Below are 20,076 nucleotides of genomic sequence, written 5' to 3'. Positions count from 1 at the left end.
CGCGCGCCAGGGCGCGAACGGCGTTCGTTTCACGATTGGTGGAAGCCTGTTCGGCTAGGCGCCGGGAATGGCCTGAAGCGCGCCGTTAAGGCGGCGGTACTTGTGGGTCTCGATCGGCGCGGCCAGCAGCATGGCCGCCTCGCCGGGCAGGCACTGCGTATCGGCCAGGGCCTGATCGTCTGCCTCGACCGACCCGCGCACCACGATCATGCGCCAGAGCGTCCCGGCTGGATCGTCAGGCCGATAGATCGCGGCGATCACTCGCTTGAGACCACTCACCGCCGCAGCTCCTCGATGATGATCGACGCCTCGATCTGATCGCAGCCCGTGCCCGCCAGCTTGACCACCTCATAAAGGTGGTTGACGCCCTCATCGGCGAACTCGTCCTGAAACGAGATCGACATGATGTCCTCGTCCTGGCCGTCGAAGCTGCACTGGCGGCCCGAGCCCGTCACATAGGAGCCGTCGCGATAGAGACCCAGGCGCAAGGTCGTGCGCGTCGAGGGATAGTGCCAAGTGGCGTTGTAGCGAACCTCGACCCCGCGATCGGTCGCCGGTTCGTAGTAGCCGGCCATCACCGCCGTGCCGTCGGCCACGCTGTTGAGCCGGGTGGTGGTATAGGCCGAAACCTTGCCCGACGCAGCACCGGCCAACAGCTTGTCGATAGTCACCGCGCCGACCTTGAGGTTGGCGGTCTCGATACTGTCGGCGACGACCTTCTGCGCATAGAGCGTGGCGTTGAACACCCATTTGCCGCCGCTGTAGGTGGCGACGCCGGTCGGCGGACCAAGGCCCGTCGGGTCGATGAACCGGAAGTTTGGCGAGACCATGTCGAAATAGGCGGTCTCGCCATCGACGCCGAGGTCGAGACCGACCACCTGCTCATCATTGTTGACCGCCAGGGCGATCCGCCCGGCCTGGCCGTTGACGGCCTCCAGCAGCATGGAGACGGTCACCGTACCGTCGCCGAGCGTCGAGGACACATAGGTCAGGAAGCTGGCCAGGCTCTGGCCGGGAGAGACCTGCACGGTGAGCTGATTGAGCAGCACCGCGCTTTCGTCTTCGTTGATGATCCCGAGCAGGGTCGAGAACTGGACCAGACCGGCGGTGATGATCTTCTGCTCATAGGCCACCGGGCCGACGGGCTGGCCGTCGGGCAGGTAGGTCTTGCCCTCGATCGCCGCCTGCGCCACCGCCGCATCGAGCGCCAGCTTCATCAGCGCAGCCGCCTGATCAGCCCCCGTCTTGCCGACCGCCAACAGATCAGAGACGACGCTCGCCGCCGTCCGCCCGGCGAACAGGCCCGTTCCGGTGGCCAGCCCGTCCAGCGCCGACCCCGCCGCCGTCAGGCCCGCCCCGATCACATTGACCAGTTGCTCAAGCCCCCGGTCGGTTCGGGTGTTGGTGATGGCGCTGTCGAGGCCGGGCGGGCGGCTGACACCCGTGCGATAGGCCGGGATCGGGCCGCCCTCGCCGACATGCTGCAACGCCTCGGCATAGGGCACGCAGGTGAGGGTCGCCTTGAGCCCATCCTTGGGCGCGATGCGGTCGACCACCACGTCGAGCAGCTCGACGGCGTGTTCGAACACCGTGACCAGATCGCCGGGCACGGGCTGGTCGGCCAGGGCCGGGGCGGGGAACTGGAACCAGACGACATCGGACGGCCCCTCGACCGTTTCCAGCGTCAGCACTTGCAGCGGCGCATCGGTCGAGGGCCGCCAGGCCAGGTCGTAGCTGCGGCCCGCCGTCATGACCACGGTCTCGTCGAGACGCAGGCCATTGCGCAGAGCGTCCCCGGCGTCGACCACGCGGGCCTCGACGCGGCCGGACACTTCGCCCACGAGGGCGACATGGTGCGCCAGCCAGGCGCGCGAGCCCTCGGCCGCCGTCAGGTGTTCGACGTCCAGATCGAAGCTGAAGCGCTCCGGCCGCAACAGTCGCTCAGCCAGGATGCGGGCGGCTTCCCATTCGACCTCGTCGGGGACGGTCTTGTCGCGGATCTCCAGCCCCTCATAGATCGAGGCGCTGTCGAGATCATAGAAGGTCAGACCGTCGGGCTTCTGCGCGAAGACCGTGATCGTGTCGTCGGCATAGTCCTTGTCGGCGTTGGGGAAGCGCACGCGCAGGGCATGGACCGGCTTGGGAACCACGACCTCGCCCTGAAACGACGAGACGTTGCGCGGCGTGAACATCTGGCGCGGGAAGGGCTTTTCCCAATCGACCACAACCGACAGCGCGCCATAGTCCAACGTCGGCCGCGCCCGGCCGGCAGCGGCGGTGCGTTGCAGCAGCTCGCCGACAGCGATCTCGCCCTGCTCGGCCAGGTCGCAGGTCCATTCCTGCTCGACGCAGGTCGCCCGCCACTCGGCGATGGCCGCGAAGTTGCGCTCGTCATCGTCCAGCTCGACGTCGGACAGCGGCGGATAGCTGACAGCCAGGAACAGGTCGGCCGGATTGCGGGTGACGATCAGATCGCCCGGTCCATCGGCCGTAGCCGTGGGCACGATGCTGGTAGCGATGAAGTTGAAATCGTCGGGCACGCCGTTGAGCTGGTCGCTGGCGCGCAGCTCCAGCTCGATCCACGGCTTGGTCGCCGCGTCGCGCACCGCCGCCTCGTCGCGGAACGCGCGGATGCACACCCAGGTCAGCTCGTCGGAGATCCGGGGATTGTTCGGCTCTTCGTTGGTGATGCGGCGGATGTGGACGTCGTACTCGCCCCGCGTCACCGCCCATTCGTAGCCCACGCGATAGGCGTCCAGCTTGTCGCGGGTGAAGGTCAGCAGGCCGCCCGGCGCGAACGGGCAGGCGGTCGCGGCGTCCGGATCGCCACCCTTGAGGCCGTAGCGAAACTCGAAGGTCACGCTGCGGTTCTTGGGATTGCCGCTGCTTTCCTTGCTTTCGAACAGGCCCGCCATGAAGGCGATGTCGATCGACAGGTCGTCGGCTTCGAGCGGCGCGCTGCGCGTGACCCAGCCCGAGGCCTGCTTGACCGGCAGGGCCAGGCTGTCCTCGGCCGGGGTGCGGTTGAACCAGATCGGCGTCAGGTCTTCGTCGGGCCGCGTGGCCCAGCGGACGGTCACGCCGTCATAGCTGTCCAGCGCCGTCTGGCCGATGCGCGGGCTTTCATGGTCGACCCAGGTGACGCAGGGCTGAAACATCTGGCGCAGATAGACGACGTTATCGACCGTCACCGTGAACCAGTTGGCGCAGCGGGCCGGGAAGATCCGGCGGCGACCCAGCACGACCGGGATGGCCTCGTGCGGACGTGCGGCGTTGGAGCCCCCGTCCAGAGAATAGCGTTGCTGGCGGGCCGACAGCTCCGGCTGCTTGATCGGCGCGACGGCGTTGACCAGCATCATGCCGCCGACATTGATCGCGGCGGCGGCCAGGGCGCCGCCAACGCCGCCGATCGCGCCGCCGACGAAGGCCGACAGGGCGATGACGGCGATCTGCATCAGGGTGCGCAGCGCGTTCGACCCGGCCATCGGCGCGACCTCGACCGTGATGGTCTCGTCGGCCAGGGGGCGACGGTGCGGCCAGAACTCGCGCGGCAGGCGCTCGTCGCCGACCGTGACGCGCAGCCAGGGCCGCAGGGCGGGATCGACCGAGCCCTGCTGCTCCAGAGCCGCGATCATCTCGGCGACGCTCAGCCCCGCCGGCATGGCGTGCAGGGACACCTCCTCGTCGCGCGCCATCGGGCGCGGCGTCAGGACAAGCCCCGCGTGACGCGGCAAGGTCAGGGCGTCATCCGCCATATTGGTATGCCCCCTCTAGCCGTGAACCCCAGAAGCCCTCGCCGGCCTCGGCCTCGTCGAGGCTGGCCGGGCGAACGCCGCAGCCCTTCTGGGTGTGAATGAAAAGCCGCCCGCCCATCGACGTGCCGACATGGGTCGGCAGGCTGGCGATGGTGAACAGCAGCAGGCAGAAGCGCGGATAGCCGCCGTCGGCCGTCGGCTCTATCCGCCGCCAGCGTGCGGCATGGGCCTTGACCAGCTCGGCGCAGGCGCGCGGCGAACGGCGTTCGTCGCCGACCCGGTCAGCAACCACCTCGGCCAGGTCGGGAACCCGCACCCCGGTCTCGTGCTCAAGGATCAGATAGTGCAGACCCCGGCAGTCAGCGCCCCGGAACCCGCGCCCCTCTTCGACGAAGGGCACGGGCATATAGCGGGCGATCCACGCATGTTCGCCCGTGAGGCGAACGCCGTTCGCGGCCATCAGCCCGCCCTCAGGTGGCGATAGACGTCGGGCGCGAACACCGCCCCAGCGCGGCGGTCGGTAAAGCTGGGCATGCGCAGCTCGCCTGTGATGGCGGTCTCGTTATAGGTCAGGCCGGTCAGCCGCAGGCGCGTCGTGCGCTGCTCGATCACGTCCGGCGCAGCGACCCGCACGGCCTCGAAGCGGACGCGGGCATAGTCGGGCAGGCCGCGCAGGGCCGCCAGGACCAGCGGCTCGTCGGAGCCGTCCTGCGCCACGACATTGCCGATCGTGAAGCGCGCGCCGCCGAACGGGTTGTCGGGATCACGGGCGGGCCACGACAGGTCGAAGGGATAGGCGATGAACTCGCGCTCCAGACTGACCAGCCGATAACCTTCCTCGGCCACGTTGACCACGTAGACGGGTGCATCCCAGCTCTCATGCTCCAGCGTGGCCAGCTCGACGATGATGTCGGCCGAGCCGTCGCCCTTGACCGCCGCGTGAAACGACGCCGAGGTCATGCGCGAACCTCAAGCCGCAGGGACACACGCCAGTCGGGTTTCCATGGATCGTAAGACGGCGGCGAGCCCTTGACGAAGCGCGCCACGACCGAGACCTGCTTGACCGGGTGGCGCCAGGTGAACCACACCCCGCCGCCGGCCGCGTCGCCGAGAAAGAAGTCCTCCAGCCATTGGCGCTCGGCCGTCGTCATCTTGTAGACGACGTCGACCATGAACGGCGCGGCGGTCGTCACGCGGCGCTGCTTGGCCGGGCCAGCGTCGGTCTCGCTGCGATCGACGAGGTCGGGGAAGGTTTCGCGAAAGCCGTCGGCCAGGACGCGGCCCTTGTCGTCGGGCCAGGCAGGAGCGGTCACGGATCAGCCTCCGTTCAGACGACGCCGGGCGCCGAAGGTGGTTTGAAAAGCGCTGTCGTAGTCACCGCCGAACAGGTCGCGGTTACCCTTGGCGACGCGCTTGTCGATCAGCTCGACGATGTCGATCTCGACCCTGCGGCCACCCATGCCGTCGTCGCTTTCGCGCGCGGACGCCTGGAGCGGCATGGGCGCATTGTTGTGCAGCGCGACCGAAATCGGGCCGCCGCCGCCGGCCGACTGCCCATAGGCCGACTTGGCCGACAGGGTCTGGTCGGTGATCTCTCGCGCCGTGCGAGCGGCGTCGACCATGTAGCCGTCGCCGCTGAAGCGGCCATAACGCTCGACCCCGTACTCGTCGATCGGCCGCACATCGCCGCGATAGACAGGCCCGCCCGTGGCCCGGCCTGCCGCCAGGCGCGAAGCCAGATCCGATCCGCCCAGATCCGCCGCCGAGGCGGCCGAGACCCCGGCCGACGCGCCGAAGCTTCCGCCCAAGGCTCCGGCCGCTGCGCCGACCAGCTTTCCGAACCACCCACCGCCGCTAGACTTGGCGAACAGCGCATTGGTGAGTTGGCCAGCGAGGGCCGACGCGGCGGCATAACGCAGACGGGCCTCGAAAGCCTCGAAGAAGTCGCCATTGTCGGCCGCCGCCATCAGGCCGTCGTGGAAGGCGTCGCCCGCGCCAATGCGCAGCCAATCGAAGTCCATCTCCGGAGCCTCGATCACCGCGTCGCCGAGCGCCTCAGCCACACCCTGCGAGGCGGACTTGAACCCTTCCGGGTTTGACCGAGCAGACATCTCGGCCTTGGCTTGAGCCAGGATGCGATCTTGAACCAGCGTCTTGGCTTCGAGGATATCGACACCAACCTTCAGCAGACCGTTCAGATCGGCATAGTAGACCTTGACCCGCTCCAGATAGTCGAGGGTCGAGGCGTCACCGCTAGCCTCGGCCGCAGCCTTGGCCGTGGCGTCCGCATAGTCGAGCGCAGCACCCGACGCCTGTCTCGTCGCCAGCTCCAGCTTTTCGGCTTCTTTGCGGGCCTGCTCCAGCTCGCGCTTGACCCGCGCAGCCTCCGCACCGGCAGCGGCCTTGCCGTCGCCCGGGACGTCCAAGAGCGACCTTCCACGGCTAGGGCCAGGCTTTCCAGCGGCAGCCCACTCACCGTCGCGAAGCTCCATCTTGCCCAAGCCGCCACCGAGCATGTTCTGGATGGACGCCCCAAGATCCTTAGCCCGGGTCGGGGCGCCAAGAGCGTTCACACCCCGGCCAATCCAAGGAAACGGCGTGATATTCCACGCGACCTTGAGAGCCTCCAGCCAACCCTTCAACAGGGGCGTTTTCTTGATCAGGTCATCGACGACAGGGAGCGCGTCACTAAGGTTTTTGAAGAATCCTGCGGCGCCGACAGCGCCCTCGCTCAGCCCGGTGGCCAATGCGACGGTGAGCGGCCCGGCCTGGACGAGCTGACTGTTCAGGGTCGCCAGGGTCTTGGTCGACAACTGGTCGAGTTTATCCTGCAGTTCGCCTGCCTTTTTCGTCACTTCCTGACTGACAATGCCAACCTCGTGCGCTTCAGCGCGAAGCTCCGCGAGCCGGCCAGTCCCCTCACGGAGCGCTGGGGTCAAACCGGTAATGCCAAGCTTGTCAGCAATCGCCTGCCGTTCGGTTTCCTTGTCCAACTCAGCGACGCGCGCGGCCACAGCCATCAACGCCTCGTCGGCCGACTTGAACGCCTTGAGGTCCGCCTGAGTGAAGCCAAGCTGCTTGAAGTTTTTCAGCGCCTTGGCATTCCCGCTCTCGGCCAGACCAAGGGTTTTGGTGAAGCCGCCAATCGCGGCGTCCGCATCGGCGTACTCGCCGCCGGTCATCTTCACAGCATACCGAAGCTCTTGCAGCGTGTCGGTATTGACGCCTGCACGTTGCGCAGCACCGTCGATCTCGTCAGCGAACGCGATCGCGTTCTCAGCAGCGCGATTTAGCGCCATCGCTGCGGCGGCAACAACCGCAGTTGTCGCCGCTACAGCAGTCCCGTACTTGCCAAATGATCCAGCAATGTCACCGAGAGCACCCGTCCCCGACGCGAGATCATCGACCTTGTCTTTGATCAACCCGACACCACGAGATACCGCGACGAGATGTGGCGGCAGCGCTGCCGCCTCTTTTCTCAGATCTCGAAGCGCGCCGCCGCCTTTGCGCCCGAACTCTTCGATGCCGCGCGTGGCGGCCTGGCCACCCTCAAGACCCAGGCGGATGGCGACAGGAATGGTCATAGGCCTTGATCCTCCGGCAACGGGGGTTCTCGATCGACGCCGACAGCCCGGCGCGCACCGGCTTCGAGAGCGATCAGTAAAGGGCGGACCTGCGCCCATGGGGCGGCGTCCGGATCGTGGAGATTGCGAACCCCGGCCCAATCCAGAGCGGGCCGTCGATCCTTGAAGCGCGGATGAACCGGAGCCAGCCAAGCACCACCGGAAGCCGCGATCGACCACGCCTCATGCTCGGCGGGGTGCTCAGGGCCATTGCGGTCTCGCGGGCAACTGTCGGGAGTGTCCCGGCAAGGCCGACCCATCCGCTCGCAGCCGTCGCAGTGGGCGCCCCCGCCCTGAAACAGGTACTCTGCGAGGGCGCCTATTCTTTTTTTGCGGTTATCAGCTCCCGCCCCGCAACCCGCACAGCAGCGTCGAAAACATCGTAGTTATTGACGAGCTTGAACAGGTAACTGAAGGCCGCAACGTCCGGTTCGACCACACGGACTTCCTCGCCCACCTTTCGGGAGACCGATGTCACGATGCGGGCGGCAAGATGCACGCAAACGCACCAGTCCCCGAAATCTTCCCAGACCGTCGGCTTGATCATGGCGACGACATCCTGATCGCTCAGACCATAAGCGGCGCGAGCATCGGCGATAGTCTTGATCGCCCCCATCGTTCTGGCGAACGCCGTTCGCGCCGCCGCCCAATCAGCGCCCTCCGGCGGTCGATAGGTCAGGACAACACCGTGCGCCAGATCAAGCGTTCGAAGCCCATCATTGACGACAAGCCCGAGCTGATCGCCGATCTGCTTGTCGCGCGGCCCCATCAGTACGCGGCCACACGGTTGCCGAGCGTGATGGTCACGGCATGGTTGGTGGCGTCCTGCGACGCGGCATAGGTCATGTCGGCCGACAACTGGCCGCCACCCGACACCTGATTTTGGGGCTGGTTGAACTGCACGCCTTCCTGTTCGATGCGGAAAAACAGGTTGTCCGGATCGGTCGGGCTGGTCGCCTCCAGCGTCAGCTTGCCGGTGTCGCCCGACCGGCCCAGATCCCGGAAGGTCGATCCCCGGCCGTACAGCTTAAAGCTGCCGGTGGCGTCGCCCTCGCCGAAGTGGTGGAACGACGGCCATTCGTCGCCGTCCAGGCCGTTCACGCGCTCGACACCGCGATTGAGGTTGACGTCGAGGTTGAGGGCCGCGCCGACGGCGACATCGTCCCAGAGCACCCGCCAGCGCCAGTCGGAGAAGTCATCGGCCTCGGCGGCGGCGGCGATGGTGGCCTGCGGCCAGTCGGTTCCAACAGCATCACCCAGACCGATCAGGGTCATGTTGAGGCGGGCCGTCTGATCGGTCTTGGCGGCCGAGATCTGCACCTCGGCCAGGGCGACGCCGATATCCCAGCCGAAATCGGCTGCGCCGTACTTTTGCGCCAGGCTCAAGGTCTGGGCCGGGTCGCCGCCGGAGGTGAAGACGTGGACATAGGCGTCCTCCTCGCCCGTGGCGGCAGCGCGCGCGAAGCCCGCCGACAGCCAGTAGCCGACCTCAGTCAGGTTGATCGGGGCGACCCGGCGCAGGGAGCCGCCGGGCAGGCCCTGGCGGCGCTTGCCGCTGTCGCGGGTGTTGGCCAGGGCCAGGCCGAGCTGGTCATCTTTGACCAGCGGGCGTTCCATGCCGGCGGTCAGGTCGTAAAAGCGCGCGCGCTTCCAGCCGGTGGCGGCGACGACGCCGGCCGTGGCCTCGAAGGCCAGGCGGGTCTCGACGGCGCGGCCCCGCGAAGAGGCGGGGATCGTGGTGGCGGTCATAAGGGATGCTCCCGGTTAGGGCTTGCCTGTGAGGGCTGGCGTGACAGTCAGAGAGGGCGAACGTTGCGACCGGCGACGGCCAGGTCGTGGTCGGAGGCGATGCGCTTGGCGTCATCGGGGATCTGCGCGATGCGCGACACCGAGCCGGTGACGACCATGCCGCGCGCTACGCCTTCGAAGGGCTTCAGCAGCACGACCGCGAGCTGGCGTTCTGCGATCTCGGAAGGCTCGGCCGGGGTCGAGCCGCCGGGCTTGCCGTCATGGTCATGGTCGAAGGCGGCGGGGTCGGCGCCATTGAAGGCGGTCGCGGCCGGATCGCTCGCCGCTTCGCCGATGGCGGGCTCGACAGCAGCGGTCGCGGCGGCGGCCGAGGCCCCACCCTTGGGCAGACGTGACATGGGAAGCTCCTCAGCCGATGAGGGACGCGCCCGCCAGCAGGACGCGGACGGGAATGACGCCGGCCGAGGTCTTCGCCATGAAGGCCAGCCGGTGGTTTTCGAAATCGGGCGGGCCGATCATCAGGTGACGAGCCACGCCGCCGAGCGTGCGGTCGGCGTGCAGGGCGGTCTCGATCGCCTTGAGCCCCTGCTGAAACGCCAGCTCGCGCTTGGCATCATCCTCGCGGGTGACTATCCACTCCAGATTGAAGGTCTGGGCATATTCGACAACGACGTCGTCCTCACCCAAGCCAAGCACCTCGTCGAGGATCTTGGGCGGCGCGGGCGAGCGCACGACGTTGAGCCAGACCTCACCCCAATCGTCGAGCAGGGCTTCGTTGTTTCGTACAGTCAGGCCGTCGGCGATGTCGCCGGCCTGCAAGGCGGCGACCATGCCGGTCTGAGCCAGGGCGATCTGCGTCAGGTCGGTCACCAGTCGAGTTCCTTCGCGGGTTGCAGACGGCGGGCGGCGATCTGTTCCGACTGCTCCAGCAGCCAGGCGTCAGACTGCGCGCGCTGCGCGTCGCCATACGAGGCGTTGAGGAGCGACGACCCGGTATTGGCCAGCCGCTTGCGCAGGTTCGTCTCGACCCGTTGGGCGTAGTCGGACTGGATCTGCCGGGCGATTTCCGGCCAGTTGAGCCGCTTGCCGAGCCGCACATTGGGGATCAGCCAGAACATCGGGATATCGACCTGATTTTTCTGGTTGAGCGGGGTGAAGTAATCTTTCGTCCCGGTGGCGCGGCGACGCATGAGCTGGCGCACGCCGGAGCCGTCGGCATTGGCGCGGCCACGGGCGACCAGCATGACGCCGCCACCCTTGAGGTTGATGGCCCGCAACGGGCCGTAGCGCTTCTCGATCTCGGCCGTGCGCTCCTGGCCACGCCGAATGCGGATTGTATCGGCCGGGCTTCCGGGGATCGGAACCGCCAGCAGCGGCTTGCCCCGGATCGGCTGACCCTTGGTGAAGGCGTCGATGATGTGCGGCGCGGCCGAGCGGAAGAACACGGCAGGGGAATAGGCCAGTCGCTTGCGGGGCTGGACTTCCATCCGCCAGGCGTTGGCGACGCCGTCACCGAGGCCCGCATTGCGAACGTCGGCGCGCAGCTTCTCCAGACCGTCGCGCCCTTCCTCGGCCGCCGCGTCGGCGACGCCCTGTAGGATGGCGACCTTGGCCGCTTCCGCCCAACGCTCCAGATCACCCTGTATCGCCAGGGTGACCATAAGGTCGTCAGACCGGAACATCGGCTTCCCGGTCGGCGGGCTTCAGAGGACCCCACATGAACCGTCCGCCGGGCTTGCCGCGCAGGGGCTCGGCCAGACGCTTGACCACGGTCGCGCCGGTCACGTCGACATAGCGCACCCACCAATCCTTGATCGGACGCGGGCTGGCGGGGACGGTCGGCGCGAAGTCCATCTCGTCGAGGTGAAGGGCGTCGGCGACGACACCGGTGCGGCTGGCAAACCCGTCGAGGGTCTCCTCGACCCAATCAGGCCGCACCTCGCCCCGCACCGTCCGCCAGCCACCCTCGGGAGGGCAAACCTCAAGGTCGCCCCAAAGGTGCTGACGAACGGCGTTCGCGACGCGGGCGGCGTGATCGGCGCGCATGGTTAGAGACGAACCGGCGGACGCTTGGCGGCGATCACGTCGGCGCGCGTGGCCGGGCGGGCGTGACCCTGCTCGACCAGCTCGTCGGCGCGCTTTTCGCCGACGATGGCCAGACGGCCACGCGGCGCCAGCGCGCCGGTCTCGTCGGGGATCTTGGAGGTCTTCATGACGTAGAGCCCGTCGGCGATCCAATCAGCGGGTTCGCCGTCGGGGGCGTCGTCGTCGGTCTCGCGCGGCCCGGCGCCTGCCCACGCTCGCGCCAGTTCCGTGCGGGTCGCGGCATTGGCCGAGACCTCGGAGGCCAGAGAACGCTCGGCGATGTCGAGACGGTCTTGCAGATCGACAGCCTTGGCGGTCGACGCCGTGAGCTGGAGCTGCAGATCCTCGGTCGCCCGTTGAGCCGCTTCGAGATTGTCGGCCGCCTGCGTCAGTTGGGCGACGACTTCTGGCGGCAACGCGGATACCGCCGGTTCGGCGGCAGGATCGCCCTCGGCCAGGGCGTCGGAGGCCACGACCGCGTCGTGGCTTTCTCCGGCAGGGACGGTGGCGGGCGTTTGATCGTCGAGCAGTTCCGACGTGGCGGCAGGAGCCGTCAAGGGGGTCTTGGCCATGATCGGCCTCCGGTGATGTCGAGGAAGAGAGTGGCCGGCGACGCGAGGCCGCCGGCCGGTGACGGCTGGACCCCGCCCTAGGCGAGGACCAGCTTCCGAAGCGACTGCGGATGGGTGCAGTAGTTGAGGTCGTTCATCTGACCTTCCATCTCGATGAACCGGTTGTAGCCCGAGGGGTCCATGACCGCCTTGAGGTACTTGGGCAGGCCGTTGGTGTTGACGGCCTCGAGATAGTCGGCCGGGCCGAAGTCCGTGCGGAACAGGCCGGGGACGCCGAGCGGGATGACACGGCCGACTTCATCGTCGATCGAGACATCGCCAGCGCCGACGTAGTTGACGAAGGTGATGCCGCCGTACTTGAAGCTTTCCAGATCGGCATCACCGCGCAGGTCGGTGGCTTCCTGTTGGGCCAGATAGGTCGCCCGAACTTCCGGGGCGTCGGCGACCTGATCGTAGAGATCGTTACCGGCCAGGCAGAGCCAGCCCTTGGGCCTGATGCCGCCGAGGGCGACGACGGTTTCGCGCTTCATGCCGCGCAGCTTCTGGCGGATGGCGCCCGCCTTGACCGGATTGTTGGGATCGTAGGTCACAGACGGATCAATCTCGACCTCGGCCAACTCCTCGATCCCCATCGCGTCGAAGATGTCGAGGATGACCGAGCCGTCGGCGTCGAGCACGAGGCCCTGAATACAGCCGAGGCGGTGATACTCCAGCGTCAGGTCGAGGCTGGTCGAGATCTTGCGGGTCTTCTCGTCGCGCTTTTCCGCCACGCCGGCCAGTTGGTCATTGGAGCCGAAGGCGCGAACGTTCTGGACCTCGTCAGCCTGAAGCTGGGCGGTTGCCTTCACGTGCGGGATCAGCAGGGGGATGCCCTTGCGCTTGTCGCCTTGGATCGGCTTGCCCGGCGCGCCGCGAGCGGTCGTCGGCAGGACAGAGATGATCGAGCCCTGGCGCTCGATCACCACGGACGTCGTCGAAACGCCCTGCTCTTCGAAGATGCCCAGGTCATTGATGTAGGTCGGCACATACTGCTGATCGTTGATCGACGCCGTCAGGGTCGTGGTTTCGAACAGCCGGGATTTGAAGATATCCAGCATAGCTTTGGTCCTTGATTTTGAGGAAAAACGGCCGGCGATCCCGGCTGGATTAGAGCCCGCCGCCCGGCTGTCCGGACGGCGGGTGGGCCTTAGCGGCAGATGATGCCGAGGGCGGCCAGTTGCGCGATGGCGGTCGCCTTCTGCCCGGCGTCGAGGGCGCCGAAGTCCAGCATGGCCAGATCGACCTCGGCGTCGCGAACGACGGCGGCGGCCTTGGCCGTAACGCCGACACCCGTGGTCACGGCGTCCCAGAGGATGCCGGCGGCGACCTGCGTCCCGTCGGTCGCCGCCGGGGCGACGGCCTTGTACTGGCCCTGCGCGGTGGCGTCGGCGGCGGTGACGGTGATGTCGAAGCTGTCACCAGCCACGAAGTCGGTCGCGCCATCGGCCAGGGTGAAGTTGACCCGGCCATTGTAGGCAGTGGCGACCTTGCCATGGCCGTCGATGACCCCGTCAGGGCGCTCCACAACGAAGTCCCCGAGGTTGGAGCCGGGCTCGATCATGACCAGGCGATAGACGCCGACGGCGGCCCCATCGTCGACCGTTACCGCGCCCATGACGCCGTTCCCGGTGTTACCGGCGACAGCGGCGGCGACAGCCGTCAGAGCCCCGACCAGCACGCGACCCAGCACACGACCGGCGTTGAGGGTCTGGCTGGCCGCGATGACGATGTTTTCCCGCGAGCGGGTGCGATTGGCGTCCGAGATCAGGAACTCGCCGCCATAAGTGCGTTCAGTGAGCATGGTTGCTCTCCATTCAGGGAAGCCGCTGATGGCGCGCGGCGGCGCTTCACCGCTAAGCGGTGAGGATGGGTGCTAGGCCGACAGGGCGGCTAGCGCTTGCGGGCGTCGCGGCGCTTGGCGTAGATGCCGCCCGTGTCGATGGCCGCTTCACCTTTGTTCTGCTGCCGACCACCGGAGTGGCTTACGGGCGGGTCACGGCCATCCATGCGCGAGCCGAGACTGCCGCCCTTGGCCGAGGCCTTGAGCAGCTTTTCGGCGCGATCCAGGCTCATGCCCGGCGTGAAGGCCAGTTCGCGGGCGAGGTTCTCTCGGCCCTTGGCTTCCGGGCTGTCGAGGATCGACTTGGCCACCTTGGCGTCGACCGGCTTGTCTTCGCCGTCTTCGCCTTCGCCTTCGGCGGGCTCGTCCTCGGCCGGCATTTCGGCCGCTTCATCGTCCGCGATCTCGTCGTCAGGCTTGCCTTCGCCTTCATCGGCGCGGATGGCGTTGAGCTGGGCGACCTTTTGGGTCGCCGTCAGCTTGGGGTCGTCGAGGACGGCCGCCAGGGTGCTGCGCTTCATGGTTTTCTCCTTAAGAGGCGCGGAAGCGGCAGGGGCCGCCGGGGAAACGGGGTTTGCGACCAGCTCTTCGAGCGCCGCGAAGGCCTCGCGCTCGGTCATCACGCGGTCGACAAGGCCAACGGCCAGAGCCGAGAGCTGCGGATCGTCGCTGTCGCCGAAATAGCAGCGGGCTTGGGTCGCGATGATCGCTTCAGGCGTCAGGTTCGGACGGCCCTCGGCGACCGCATCGACGAACCAGCGGCCCCATTGGTCGATCTCGGCTTGCAGCCGCGCCTTGGCGTCGTCGGAGAGCGGCTTGAACGACGAGAAATCGGTCTTGTTCGCGCCGAACTGGACGTGGGTGACGACCATGCCGTCTTTCGACAGGGCGCCGGAGACGTCGCAGTGGGTGACGACCGCGCCGATCGAGCCCGCGCCGCCCTGTTTCATGCAGACGATGACGTCGCAGGCGCTGAGCAGCCAATACATGGCGCTGTAGCCGGCCTCGACGATGCCCCAGATTGGAATGCCGCCCGCCGCCGCGCGGATCGAACGAATGTAGTCGCCCAGCTCCGGCAGGCCTGGCGCGCACATGCCACCGGGACTGTTGGAGCGGATCGCGATCCCGCGCGCGCCCGCCTCACGGGCCGTCTCGATGGCCACGCGCAGGGTGTCGTAGCCATGCCACCAGCAATCGCCGTAGCCGAAGCCCTCGTCGAGCAGCGGGCCATCGACGCGGATGATCGCCACGCCATTGCGCATCGACCAGCCGTAGCCGACGGCGTCAGGCTGGCCCATCCAGTCGGGCATCCACGCCAGAGGCTCCAGCAGCTCGTCGCCGCCGACGTCCGCCGCGACCTTGCGGGCACGACCGAACAGCGTCGACAGCCCCGAACGCCGTTCGCGGTCGGGCTCGACACCGGCCAGGCGCGCCAGCGACAGGACAGACGCCTCGTCGCGCATGAGCAAGGGACGGCCCGACAGGCGGGCCGCCATGATGGCGAGATTTCGCATGATTGATGTCCTAGTCGTCGGCCCGGTCGGGCGAGCTTTCGATGGCGTGGGTCGCCGCGAGCATGTCGCGCAGCGCGGGTGGCAGGAGCCCTTCGCGTTTGAAGAGTTCGACCTCGCGGCCAAGCTGCGGAACGTTCATTTCGAGATCGCCACCCTGCTCGGCGGCGATGGCTTCGAGCGTCGTCGAACCCATGGCGACCTGCATGAGGGCGCCGGTCGGTTCCTTGACCGGATCGCCCCAACCCTTGGCGGGGCCGATCCATTGGCCCTTCAGCCAAGCGGCGGGGGCCTCATAGAGATCGACCTTCGTAGCAGGCACATCGACGAGACCTGCGTCGATCCCGTCTTCGGACACCGCCAGCAGGGTCGGGGTCGCCCACATCATGCCGATCAGGCTGCGGCTCTTCATCACCCCGCGCCAGATCTCGATCAGCAGCATGCGCGCCGACGAGTAATTGACGTTCGACCAGTCCATCGACATCTGCTCGTAGGCGATGTCGAGCCCGCTGGAGATCGAGCGCAGAAAGGTCTGGGTGAAGACCCCAAGCGAACCGGCCTCGCGCGACGAGGTCAGGAATTTCAGGTCATCGCCGGGGAACAGGTGCTGGATGCGAGCGCCCGACAGGGTCGGATTGTACTGCTCGTAGAAGCTATGCCGCAGGTCATGGACGCCCGCGACGGCCGAGGAGGTGAGGTGTTCCTGCGCGACCGTCGGGTCGAAGCTTGACGTGATCGTCGCCGCGAACAGGGCGTTGACGACGGCGTTGGCCAGCTCGCTGTCGGCATAGCGCTGGAGTTGCTTGAAGCGCGCCAGGGCGGCGACCAGCTTGGACACGCCGCGCGTCTGGCCGGGTCGGTCCTTGCGGAACAGGTGCATGACGCGGGGCCGACCCCACTCCTCGCGGCGCTCGACGCGGGTCCAGGTGAAGGCGTCGGGAGAAGTCGAACCCAGATAGTCGCCCGGATGCGCGTTGCGGATGTGGTAGGCGACCGGAGCGCCGTCGGTGTTCTTCTCGACGCCGCCGCGCAGGTATTCGGTTTCAGGCGAACCGTTCGGGTTCGACAGGCGGTCCGCATCGACGATCTGGATCGCCGTGCGATAGCCCCAACCCCGGCCAGGCTTCCAGCGCATCACGCCGAGGCCGTCGCCCGTAATGGTGTGCTCCATCACCGCCATGTGCATCAGCCATGAGGCGTTGAGGGTCTCCTCAACGTCGCAGCGGCAGAGCGGATCATCCGCCCAGGTGCGATAGTTGCGCTCCAGGCCGCTGCCCAGCGCCGCCGCTTGCTCTTGCGTGATGCCCAGCACCGCCGCGTCAGGCTTGATCGAAGGGCGCCACCCCGCACCGACCAGCATGTCGAGTTTGCGTTCGACGCCACCCTGCGCCCACGGCTCGCGAGCCAGCAGATCGCGGGTCTTGGCGACGAAGTCGTCGCGGTCGCGCAGCCAGTAGGCGTCGGCGCTGGTCTGGCCGACGTTCCAACCGTCGAGGGCCTGGCGTTGCGCCGCGCCGTGGCGATAGCTGACCTCGACGCCCGAGGCCGCGCGCACGAGCTGGCCGATGCCAGGCGGCAGCATCTGGCCGGTCGGGCCGTAGAGAACCGGTGCGGCCATGATCAGCCGCCCATGGTCGGGATGATAGCCCCGCCGCGCGGAGCCGCGCCGCCGAGACGGCCGATGATCACGCGGGCCTCATAGATCGAGCGGGCGAGCTGGTCTGTGCTGACCGGTTCGCTGTACTCGACGCCGCCGGTTTCATAGCGGACGCTCTTGACGCGCTCGCCGATCAGGGCGCTCAACTCGGCGGCCTCAAGGGCGGCGAGCCGGGCTTGGGCGGCGGGCAGGTTATCGCGCCAGCTCATGCGGAAGCTCCATTCAATCGGGCCAGGCGCAACAGCGCATGGTTGGCGTCAGGGGCCGCCGTGGCCTGCTCGCGAACGGCGTTCGCGCGCGGGGGCGGCAGGGCGACGGGGGACTGGCCGGCGACGGGCGGCGGCAAGGGCGGGGCGCCTGACCAGATGCCCTCAAGAGGCAACTGACCTTCGCGGCTCGGTTCGCGCCGACGCGAGGCCACAAGGCGCTTCCAGTCGGCGAGTGTCAGGATTTCCGGCAGGAACGACCACGCCATGGCGTGGCAATAGACCGCCATGTCGAGCTGCTCGTTGCGGCAACCGGCGACGGGTTCCCAGACTTCGAACTTACGCCCTTTGGCAGGGTCGGCGGGCTTCAGCACCTCGGCCGTGATTTGCTGGAAATCCAGCTCGGTCGCGGTGCCTTCAAGGGTGACGGAGCCGGGGAGGTGTTCGCCCGTCTCGCAGCCGGCCAGGGTTTGGGCCAGGCCGAAATAGATCTCTTTCTTCACCTTGTGGGTGCTGACCAGATAGAGCTGGACTTCACCGACAACGCGCTTGCCGATCTTGGCCTTGCGCCGCGTGCCCGCCTCGATCGGGAAGGCCTGCGCCAGGTCGCCTGACTGAGACGCGCCCTTCAGCGCCATGACGTTCGGGCGGCCCGCGCAGAAGGCATAGGCGCGACTGGTGTGGTGGCCGCCGGTGTCGACGCCGAACCGGTCAAACCCGATCGGGTGGATGTGCGGCCCCTCATAGGTCCGGCGGGTGATCTCGGCCAACTCGGTCCACGCCCGCGCGTCGATCGGCGGGATAGGGATGATCCCGGCGTCGATCCGACCGTACAGACGGCCGACCGCGCCCTCGGGTGTCAGGTCGACAGGGCCGACCGCCCATACAGCCCATTCAAGACGGTCGCCCTGAACGTCAGCGGCGCCGAACAGGGTCCAAGCCCATGGCGGGATGACGCCGCGTTGCAGGTTGCCCGCGATGGCCGCAGCGATCTCGCGCTTCTCGTAAAGCACCGCCGTGGCCGGGCGGTCGTAACTGGCCTCGAAAGGGCGGGCCAGGACTTGCTGCCAGAAGACGACGAGATCCTGCGGGTTGCCGGACTGGCTCGCCTCGTCGAATTTTTCCCAGATCCGCGCCCACGTGGTGAACGGGGAATAGGCCTGCCAGATCGCGTCGAACGAGGGGTCGCGGCCTTCAAGCATCGTGCCGATGTCAGGCCCGCGCCGCTCAAACCAGTAATCCCACTCAGCCGGGGTCATGAACGGCGGCGGCGGCCGGTTAGGATGTTCCTTGTCCAGCGTCCCGTCGGGCAGCTTGTGCTCGAAGCAGGCCAACCAGCCGGCCTTGCCGACAGCCTCAAGCTCGGCGGCGGCGTCCAGCATGCCGCGCTTGTGCTCGTGGCCGATCTTTTCGCCGCAGTCCGGTAGCTGGCAGATGAAGAACGGGCGACCGTTCTCGCGCTGCATGTTTTCCCAGACGAGGAGCTGGAGCCCGCCGCAGTGCGGGCACGGCATGTAGTACCGCTCCAGCGTGCGCCGCTCGACCTCGCCCGTGACCGGGCAATCGCCGACGACATTGGGCGTACCGCCGCCGAGTTCCTTGAGGTCGTCGCCCCATGCGTCCGATCGCGAGCGCGCCTGGCGGATCGTCGGGCCGCGTCCGCCGACATCCTTCGGATAGGACGAAGGCTCTTCGAAGATCAGCAGGCCGATGTCGGACTGCTGGAGCTGCGCCTCGGAGCCGCCGTTGATGATCTTGAGGAAGCCGCCCCGGAAGCGCTTGTGATACTTGGTCGAGCTGTCCTCGGCGCCGGCCTTGATCGCCAGGATCTTCAGCCCGACTTGCGTCGTCGCCCTGGCGTTCGGCGTCCAGACTTCCTTCTCGAAATCCTTCTGCTTCTGGTCGGACGCGCAGACGATGCCGATCGAGCGCGGGGCGGTGTCGATGCAGTGGAACGCAACGTTGATGAAGATCTGGGTCTTGCCCGACTTGGCCGACCAGCGCAGCCACATCGACGCCGCAGGATGATCGACGCCGCCAACCTTCATCGGCCGCCGCATGTACGGCGCGTAGTTCGTGTCCCAGTCGCCCGTCTTACGCGCGCCGCTCTCTGCCGCGATCTTGCGGTACTCGTCGGTCCATGTGGGCGTGTCCATCTCCGGCGGCGGCGCGGCTTGCGTCGCCACGGCCGAGAAGAACACCGACCATCCCAGGGCAAGCCCCGGGAAGGTCTCGCGGATCGTCATCCCGGCGAGGCTTCGGCATGGCCGCGAAGGCGAACGGCGTACGCCGACAGGGCCTTCAACCGATCAATCGCGTCGCCCACCGGCTCGTTGCCGGCGGCCAGGGTCTTGGCCATCCGCGTGGCGAACCGCTCTTGGCCGATCTGCGCGAACCGCTTGAAGGCGGCGCGCAAGGCCCGTACCCGCTCAGGCGGCAGGTTCAGCTCGGCCGCCAGGCGTTCCGAGCAATCTTCGTTCGCATGGGCGAACGCGGCCCGCATCTCGACGATCGCCTCGGCGACACCCGCGTCGACCTCAGCCACAACCGTCAGCAGCCCTTCCTCGTGCGCTTCCTCGCGCAGCTCGCGGCGCAACTGGACGGCCTTGAGCCCGCGATGCTCCGACATGTTGGCGATCTGCGCCGTCGGCGACATCGGCGGCGCAACCTGCGCAACCTGCGCAACCAGCGTAGGCGCAGCCACCGGCGCGGCCGGACCCACCGTCGCCTCGATCGCAGCTCCGGACATCACCTCGCGCGTGAAGTTGGCGGCCCGGTGAGCAGCGACGGTCTCGTAATCGACCTTCACCTCGCGCCCGATCTTCTCGCCCTTGAGGCCGTGCGCGTCGCAGTAACGCGACAGCGCGGATCGGTCGATCTTGTCGCCCTTGGCCGTCAGGAGTTCCGCGCAACGCGCGACGGACACCGGCCCAATCGTGTCGTGCATGCGTGCGCATCCGTGCAGGGGGAAGCGTGCAACCCGTGCGCCTTTGCTCACGGTTCACACAAGAAATCGAACGCGACTTCGAACGCGCCGTA

The 20,076-nt window shown here is 67.5% G+C and carries 20 protein-coding genes; all 20 read right to left on the bottom strand.

Features of this window, described 5'->3' with window-relative positions; genetic code table 11:
* Positions 1-54: 54 nt before the first annotated feature.
* Positions 55-279, bottom strand: coding sequence for a hypothetical protein (locus ACW176_RS08975; RefSeq protein ID WP_492111694.1), 225 nt, complete (start codon positions 277-279; stop codon positions 55-57).
* Entirely contained in the window at positions 276-3,755 is a 3,480-nt protein-coding gene (gene gpJ / locus ACW176_RS08970; protein WP_492111693.1) for a TipJ family phage tail tip protein, read from the bottom strand. The genes ACW176_RS08975 and gpJ overlap by 4 nt, the downstream gene beginning before the upstream one ends.
* A complete protein-coding gene (locus tag ACW176_RS08965; protein WP_492111692.1) occupies positions 3,745-4,215 on the bottom strand; it encodes a C40 family peptidase in 471 nt (156 codons plus the stop codon). The genes gpJ and ACW176_RS08965 overlap by 11 nt, the downstream gene beginning before the upstream one ends.
* Complete coding sequence (locus ACW176_RS08960; protein WP_492111691.1) at positions 4,215-4,715, bottom strand: hypothetical protein; 501 nt, start codon at positions 4,713-4,715, stop codon at positions 4,215-4,217. The genes ACW176_RS08965 and ACW176_RS08960 overlap by 1 nt, the downstream gene beginning before the upstream one ends.
* Positions 4,712-5,068 carry a hypothetical protein gene (locus ACW176_RS08955; protein ID WP_492111690.1) on the bottom strand — a complete coding sequence of 119 codons (357 nt, stop codon included), beginning with the start codon at positions 5,066-5,068 and terminating at the stop codon, positions 4,712-4,714. The genes ACW176_RS08960 and ACW176_RS08955 overlap by 4 nt, the downstream gene beginning before the upstream one ends.
* A 3-nt stretch (positions 5,069-5,071) precedes the next feature.
* Positions 5,072-7,339, bottom strand: a complete 2,268-nt coding sequence (locus ACW176_RS08950) for a hypothetical protein (protein ID WP_492111689.1) — start codon at positions 7,337-7,339, stop codon at positions 5,072-5,074.
* Between the two features lie 358 nt (positions 7,340-7,697).
* Entirely contained in the window at positions 7,698-8,147 is a 450-nt protein-coding gene (locus ACW176_RS08945) for a hypothetical protein (protein ID WP_492111688.1), read from the bottom strand.
* Positions 8,147-9,127: a hypothetical protein gene (locus tag ACW176_RS08940; protein ID WP_492111687.1), complete on the bottom strand. Its 981-nt coding sequence runs from the start codon at positions 9,125-9,127 to the stop codon at positions 8,147-8,149. The genes ACW176_RS08945 and ACW176_RS08940 overlap by 1 nt, the downstream gene beginning before the upstream one ends.
* A gap of 47 nt (positions 9,128-9,174) precedes the next feature.
* Complete coding sequence (locus ACW176_RS08935; protein WP_492111686.1) at positions 9,175-9,525, bottom strand: hypothetical protein; 351 nt, start codon at positions 9,523-9,525, stop codon at positions 9,175-9,177.
* Between the two features lie 10 nt (positions 9,526-9,535).
* The gene (locus ACW176_RS08930; protein ID WP_492111685.1) at positions 9,536-9,997 is read right to left on the bottom strand and encodes a hypothetical protein; all 462 of its coding nucleotides are present in this window, start codon (positions 9,995-9,997) and stop codon (positions 9,536-9,538) included.
* On the bottom strand, positions 9,994-10,809 hold the full coding sequence (locus tag ACW176_RS08925) for a DUF6441 family protein (protein WP_492111684.1): 816 nt from the start codon (positions 10,807-10,809) through the stop codon (positions 9,994-9,996). The genes ACW176_RS08930 and ACW176_RS08925 overlap by 4 nt, the downstream gene beginning before the upstream one ends.
* Positions 10,796-11,173 carry a hypothetical protein gene (locus tag ACW176_RS08920; RefSeq protein WP_492111683.1) on the bottom strand — a complete coding sequence of 126 codons (378 nt, stop codon included), beginning with the start codon at positions 11,171-11,173 and terminating at the stop codon, positions 10,796-10,798. Before ACW176_RS08920 ends, ACW176_RS08925 begins: the two co-directional genes overlap by 14 nt.
* Before the next feature lie 2 nt (positions 11,174-11,175).
* Positions 11,176-11,784, bottom strand: coding sequence for a hypothetical protein (locus ACW176_RS08915; protein WP_492111682.1), 609 nt, complete (start codon positions 11,782-11,784; stop codon positions 11,176-11,178).
* Between the two features lie 77 nt (positions 11,785-11,861).
* On the bottom strand, positions 11,862-12,881 hold the full coding sequence (locus tag ACW176_RS08910) for a major capsid protein (RefSeq protein WP_492111681.1): 1,020 nt from the start codon (positions 12,879-12,881) through the stop codon (positions 11,862-11,864).
* Positions 12,882-12,970: 89 nt separating this feature from the next.
* Positions 12,971-13,624 (bottom strand): head decoration protein, encoded by a 654-nt coding sequence (locus ACW176_RS08905; RefSeq protein ID WP_492111680.1) that lies wholly within the window; start codon positions 13,622-13,624, stop codon positions 12,971-12,973.
* Positions 13,625-13,713: 89 nt separating this feature from the next.
* Positions 13,714-15,177 carry a S49 family peptidase gene (locus tag ACW176_RS08900; protein ID WP_492111679.1) on the bottom strand — a complete coding sequence of 488 codons (1,464 nt, stop codon included), beginning with the start codon at positions 15,175-15,177 and terminating at the stop codon, positions 13,714-13,716.
* Between the two features lie 10 nt (positions 15,178-15,187).
* Entirely contained in the window at positions 15,188-16,792 is a 1,605-nt protein-coding gene (locus ACW176_RS08895; RefSeq protein ID WP_492111678.1) for a phage portal protein, read from the bottom strand.
* 2 nt (positions 16,793-16,794) lie between these two features.
* Positions 16,795-17,040: a hypothetical protein gene (locus tag ACW176_RS08890; RefSeq protein WP_492111677.1), complete on the bottom strand. Its 246-nt coding sequence runs from the start codon at positions 17,038-17,040 to the stop codon at positions 16,795-16,797.
* Positions 17,037-19,283: a terminase gpA endonuclease subunit gene (locus ACW176_RS08885; RefSeq protein WP_492111676.1), complete on the bottom strand. Its 2,247-nt coding sequence runs from the start codon at positions 19,281-19,283 to the stop codon at positions 17,037-17,039. The genes ACW176_RS08890 and ACW176_RS08885 overlap by 4 nt, the downstream gene beginning before the upstream one ends.
* Positions 19,280-19,984: a hypothetical protein gene (locus ACW176_RS08880; RefSeq protein WP_492111675.1), complete on the bottom strand. Its 705-nt coding sequence runs from the start codon at positions 19,982-19,984 to the stop codon at positions 19,280-19,282. Before ACW176_RS08880 ends, ACW176_RS08885 begins: the two co-directional genes overlap by 4 nt.
* Between the last annotated feature and the right edge of the window lie 92 nt (positions 19,985-20,076).

Source organism: Caulobacter sp. FV1ye13L (assembly GCF_058681155.1).
This window is presented reverse-complemented; position numbering and strand designations above follow the sequence as displayed.

Bases quoted from the DNA above. Each gene is read 5' to 3' on its own strand.
- ACW176_RS08890 (WP_492111677.1), bottom strand. From the start codon at position 17,040: ATGAGCTGGCGCGATAACCTGCCCGCCGCCCAAGCCCGGCTCGCCGCC.
- ACW176_RS08965 (WP_492111692.1), bottom strand. From the start codon at position 4,215: ATGGCCGCGAACGGCGTTCGCCTCACGGGCGAACATGCGTGGATCGCC.
- ACW176_RS08885 (WP_492111676.1), bottom strand. From the start codon at position 19,283: ATGACGATCCGCGAGACCTTCCCGGGGCTTGCCCTGGGATGGTCGGTG.
- ACW176_RS08935 (WP_492111686.1), bottom strand. From the start codon at position 9,525: ATGTCACGTCTGCCCAAGGGTGGGGCCTCGGCCGCCGCCGCGACCGCT.
- ACW176_RS08950 (WP_492111689.1), bottom strand. From the start codon at position 7,339: ATGACCATTCCTGTCGCCATCCGCCTGGGTCTTGAGGGTGGCCAGGCC.
- gpJ (WP_492111693.1), bottom strand. From the start codon at position 3,755: ATGGCGGATGACGCCCTGACCTTGCCGCGTCACGCGGGGCTTGTCCTG.
- ACW176_RS08960 (WP_492111691.1), bottom strand. From the start codon at position 4,715: ATGACCTCGGCGTCGTTTCACGCGGCGGTCAAGGGCGACGGCTCGGCC.
- ACW176_RS08895 (WP_492111678.1), bottom strand. From the start codon at position 16,792: ATGGCCGCACCGGTTCTCTACGGCCCGACCGGCCAGATGCTGCCGCCT.
- ACW176_RS08910 (WP_492111681.1), bottom strand. From the start codon at position 12,881: ATGCTGGATATCTTCAAATCCCGGCTGTTCGAAACCACGACCCTGACG.
- ACW176_RS08945 (WP_492111688.1), bottom strand. From the start codon at position 8,147: ATGGGGCCGCGCGACAAGCAGATCGGCGATCAGCTCGGGCTTGTCGTC.
- ACW176_RS08900 (WP_492111679.1), bottom strand. From the start codon at position 15,177: ATGCGAAATCTCGCCATCATGGCGGCCCGCCTGTCGGGCCGTCCCTTG.
- ACW176_RS08920 (WP_492111683.1), bottom strand. From the start codon at position 11,173: ATGCGCGCCGATCACGCCGCCCGCGTCGCGAACGCCGTTCGTCAGCAC.
- ACW176_RS08880 (WP_492111675.1), bottom strand. From the start codon at position 19,984: ATGCACGACACGATTGGGCCGGTGTCCGTCGCGCGTTGCGCGGAACTC.
- ACW176_RS08925 (WP_492111684.1), bottom strand. From the start codon at position 10,809: ATGTTCCGGTCTGACGACCTTATGGTCACCCTGGCGATACAGGGTGAT.
- ACW176_RS08905 (WP_492111680.1), bottom strand. From the start codon at position 13,624: ATGCTCACTGAACGCACTTATGGCGGCGAGTTCCTGATCTCGGACGCC.
- ACW176_RS08915 (WP_492111682.1), bottom strand. From the start codon at position 11,784: ATGGCCAAGACCCCCTTGACGGCTCCTGCCGCCACGTCGGAACTGCTC.
- ACW176_RS08940 (WP_492111687.1), bottom strand. From the start codon at position 9,127: ATGACCGCCACCACGATCCCCGCCTCTTCGCGGGGCCGCGCCGTCGAG.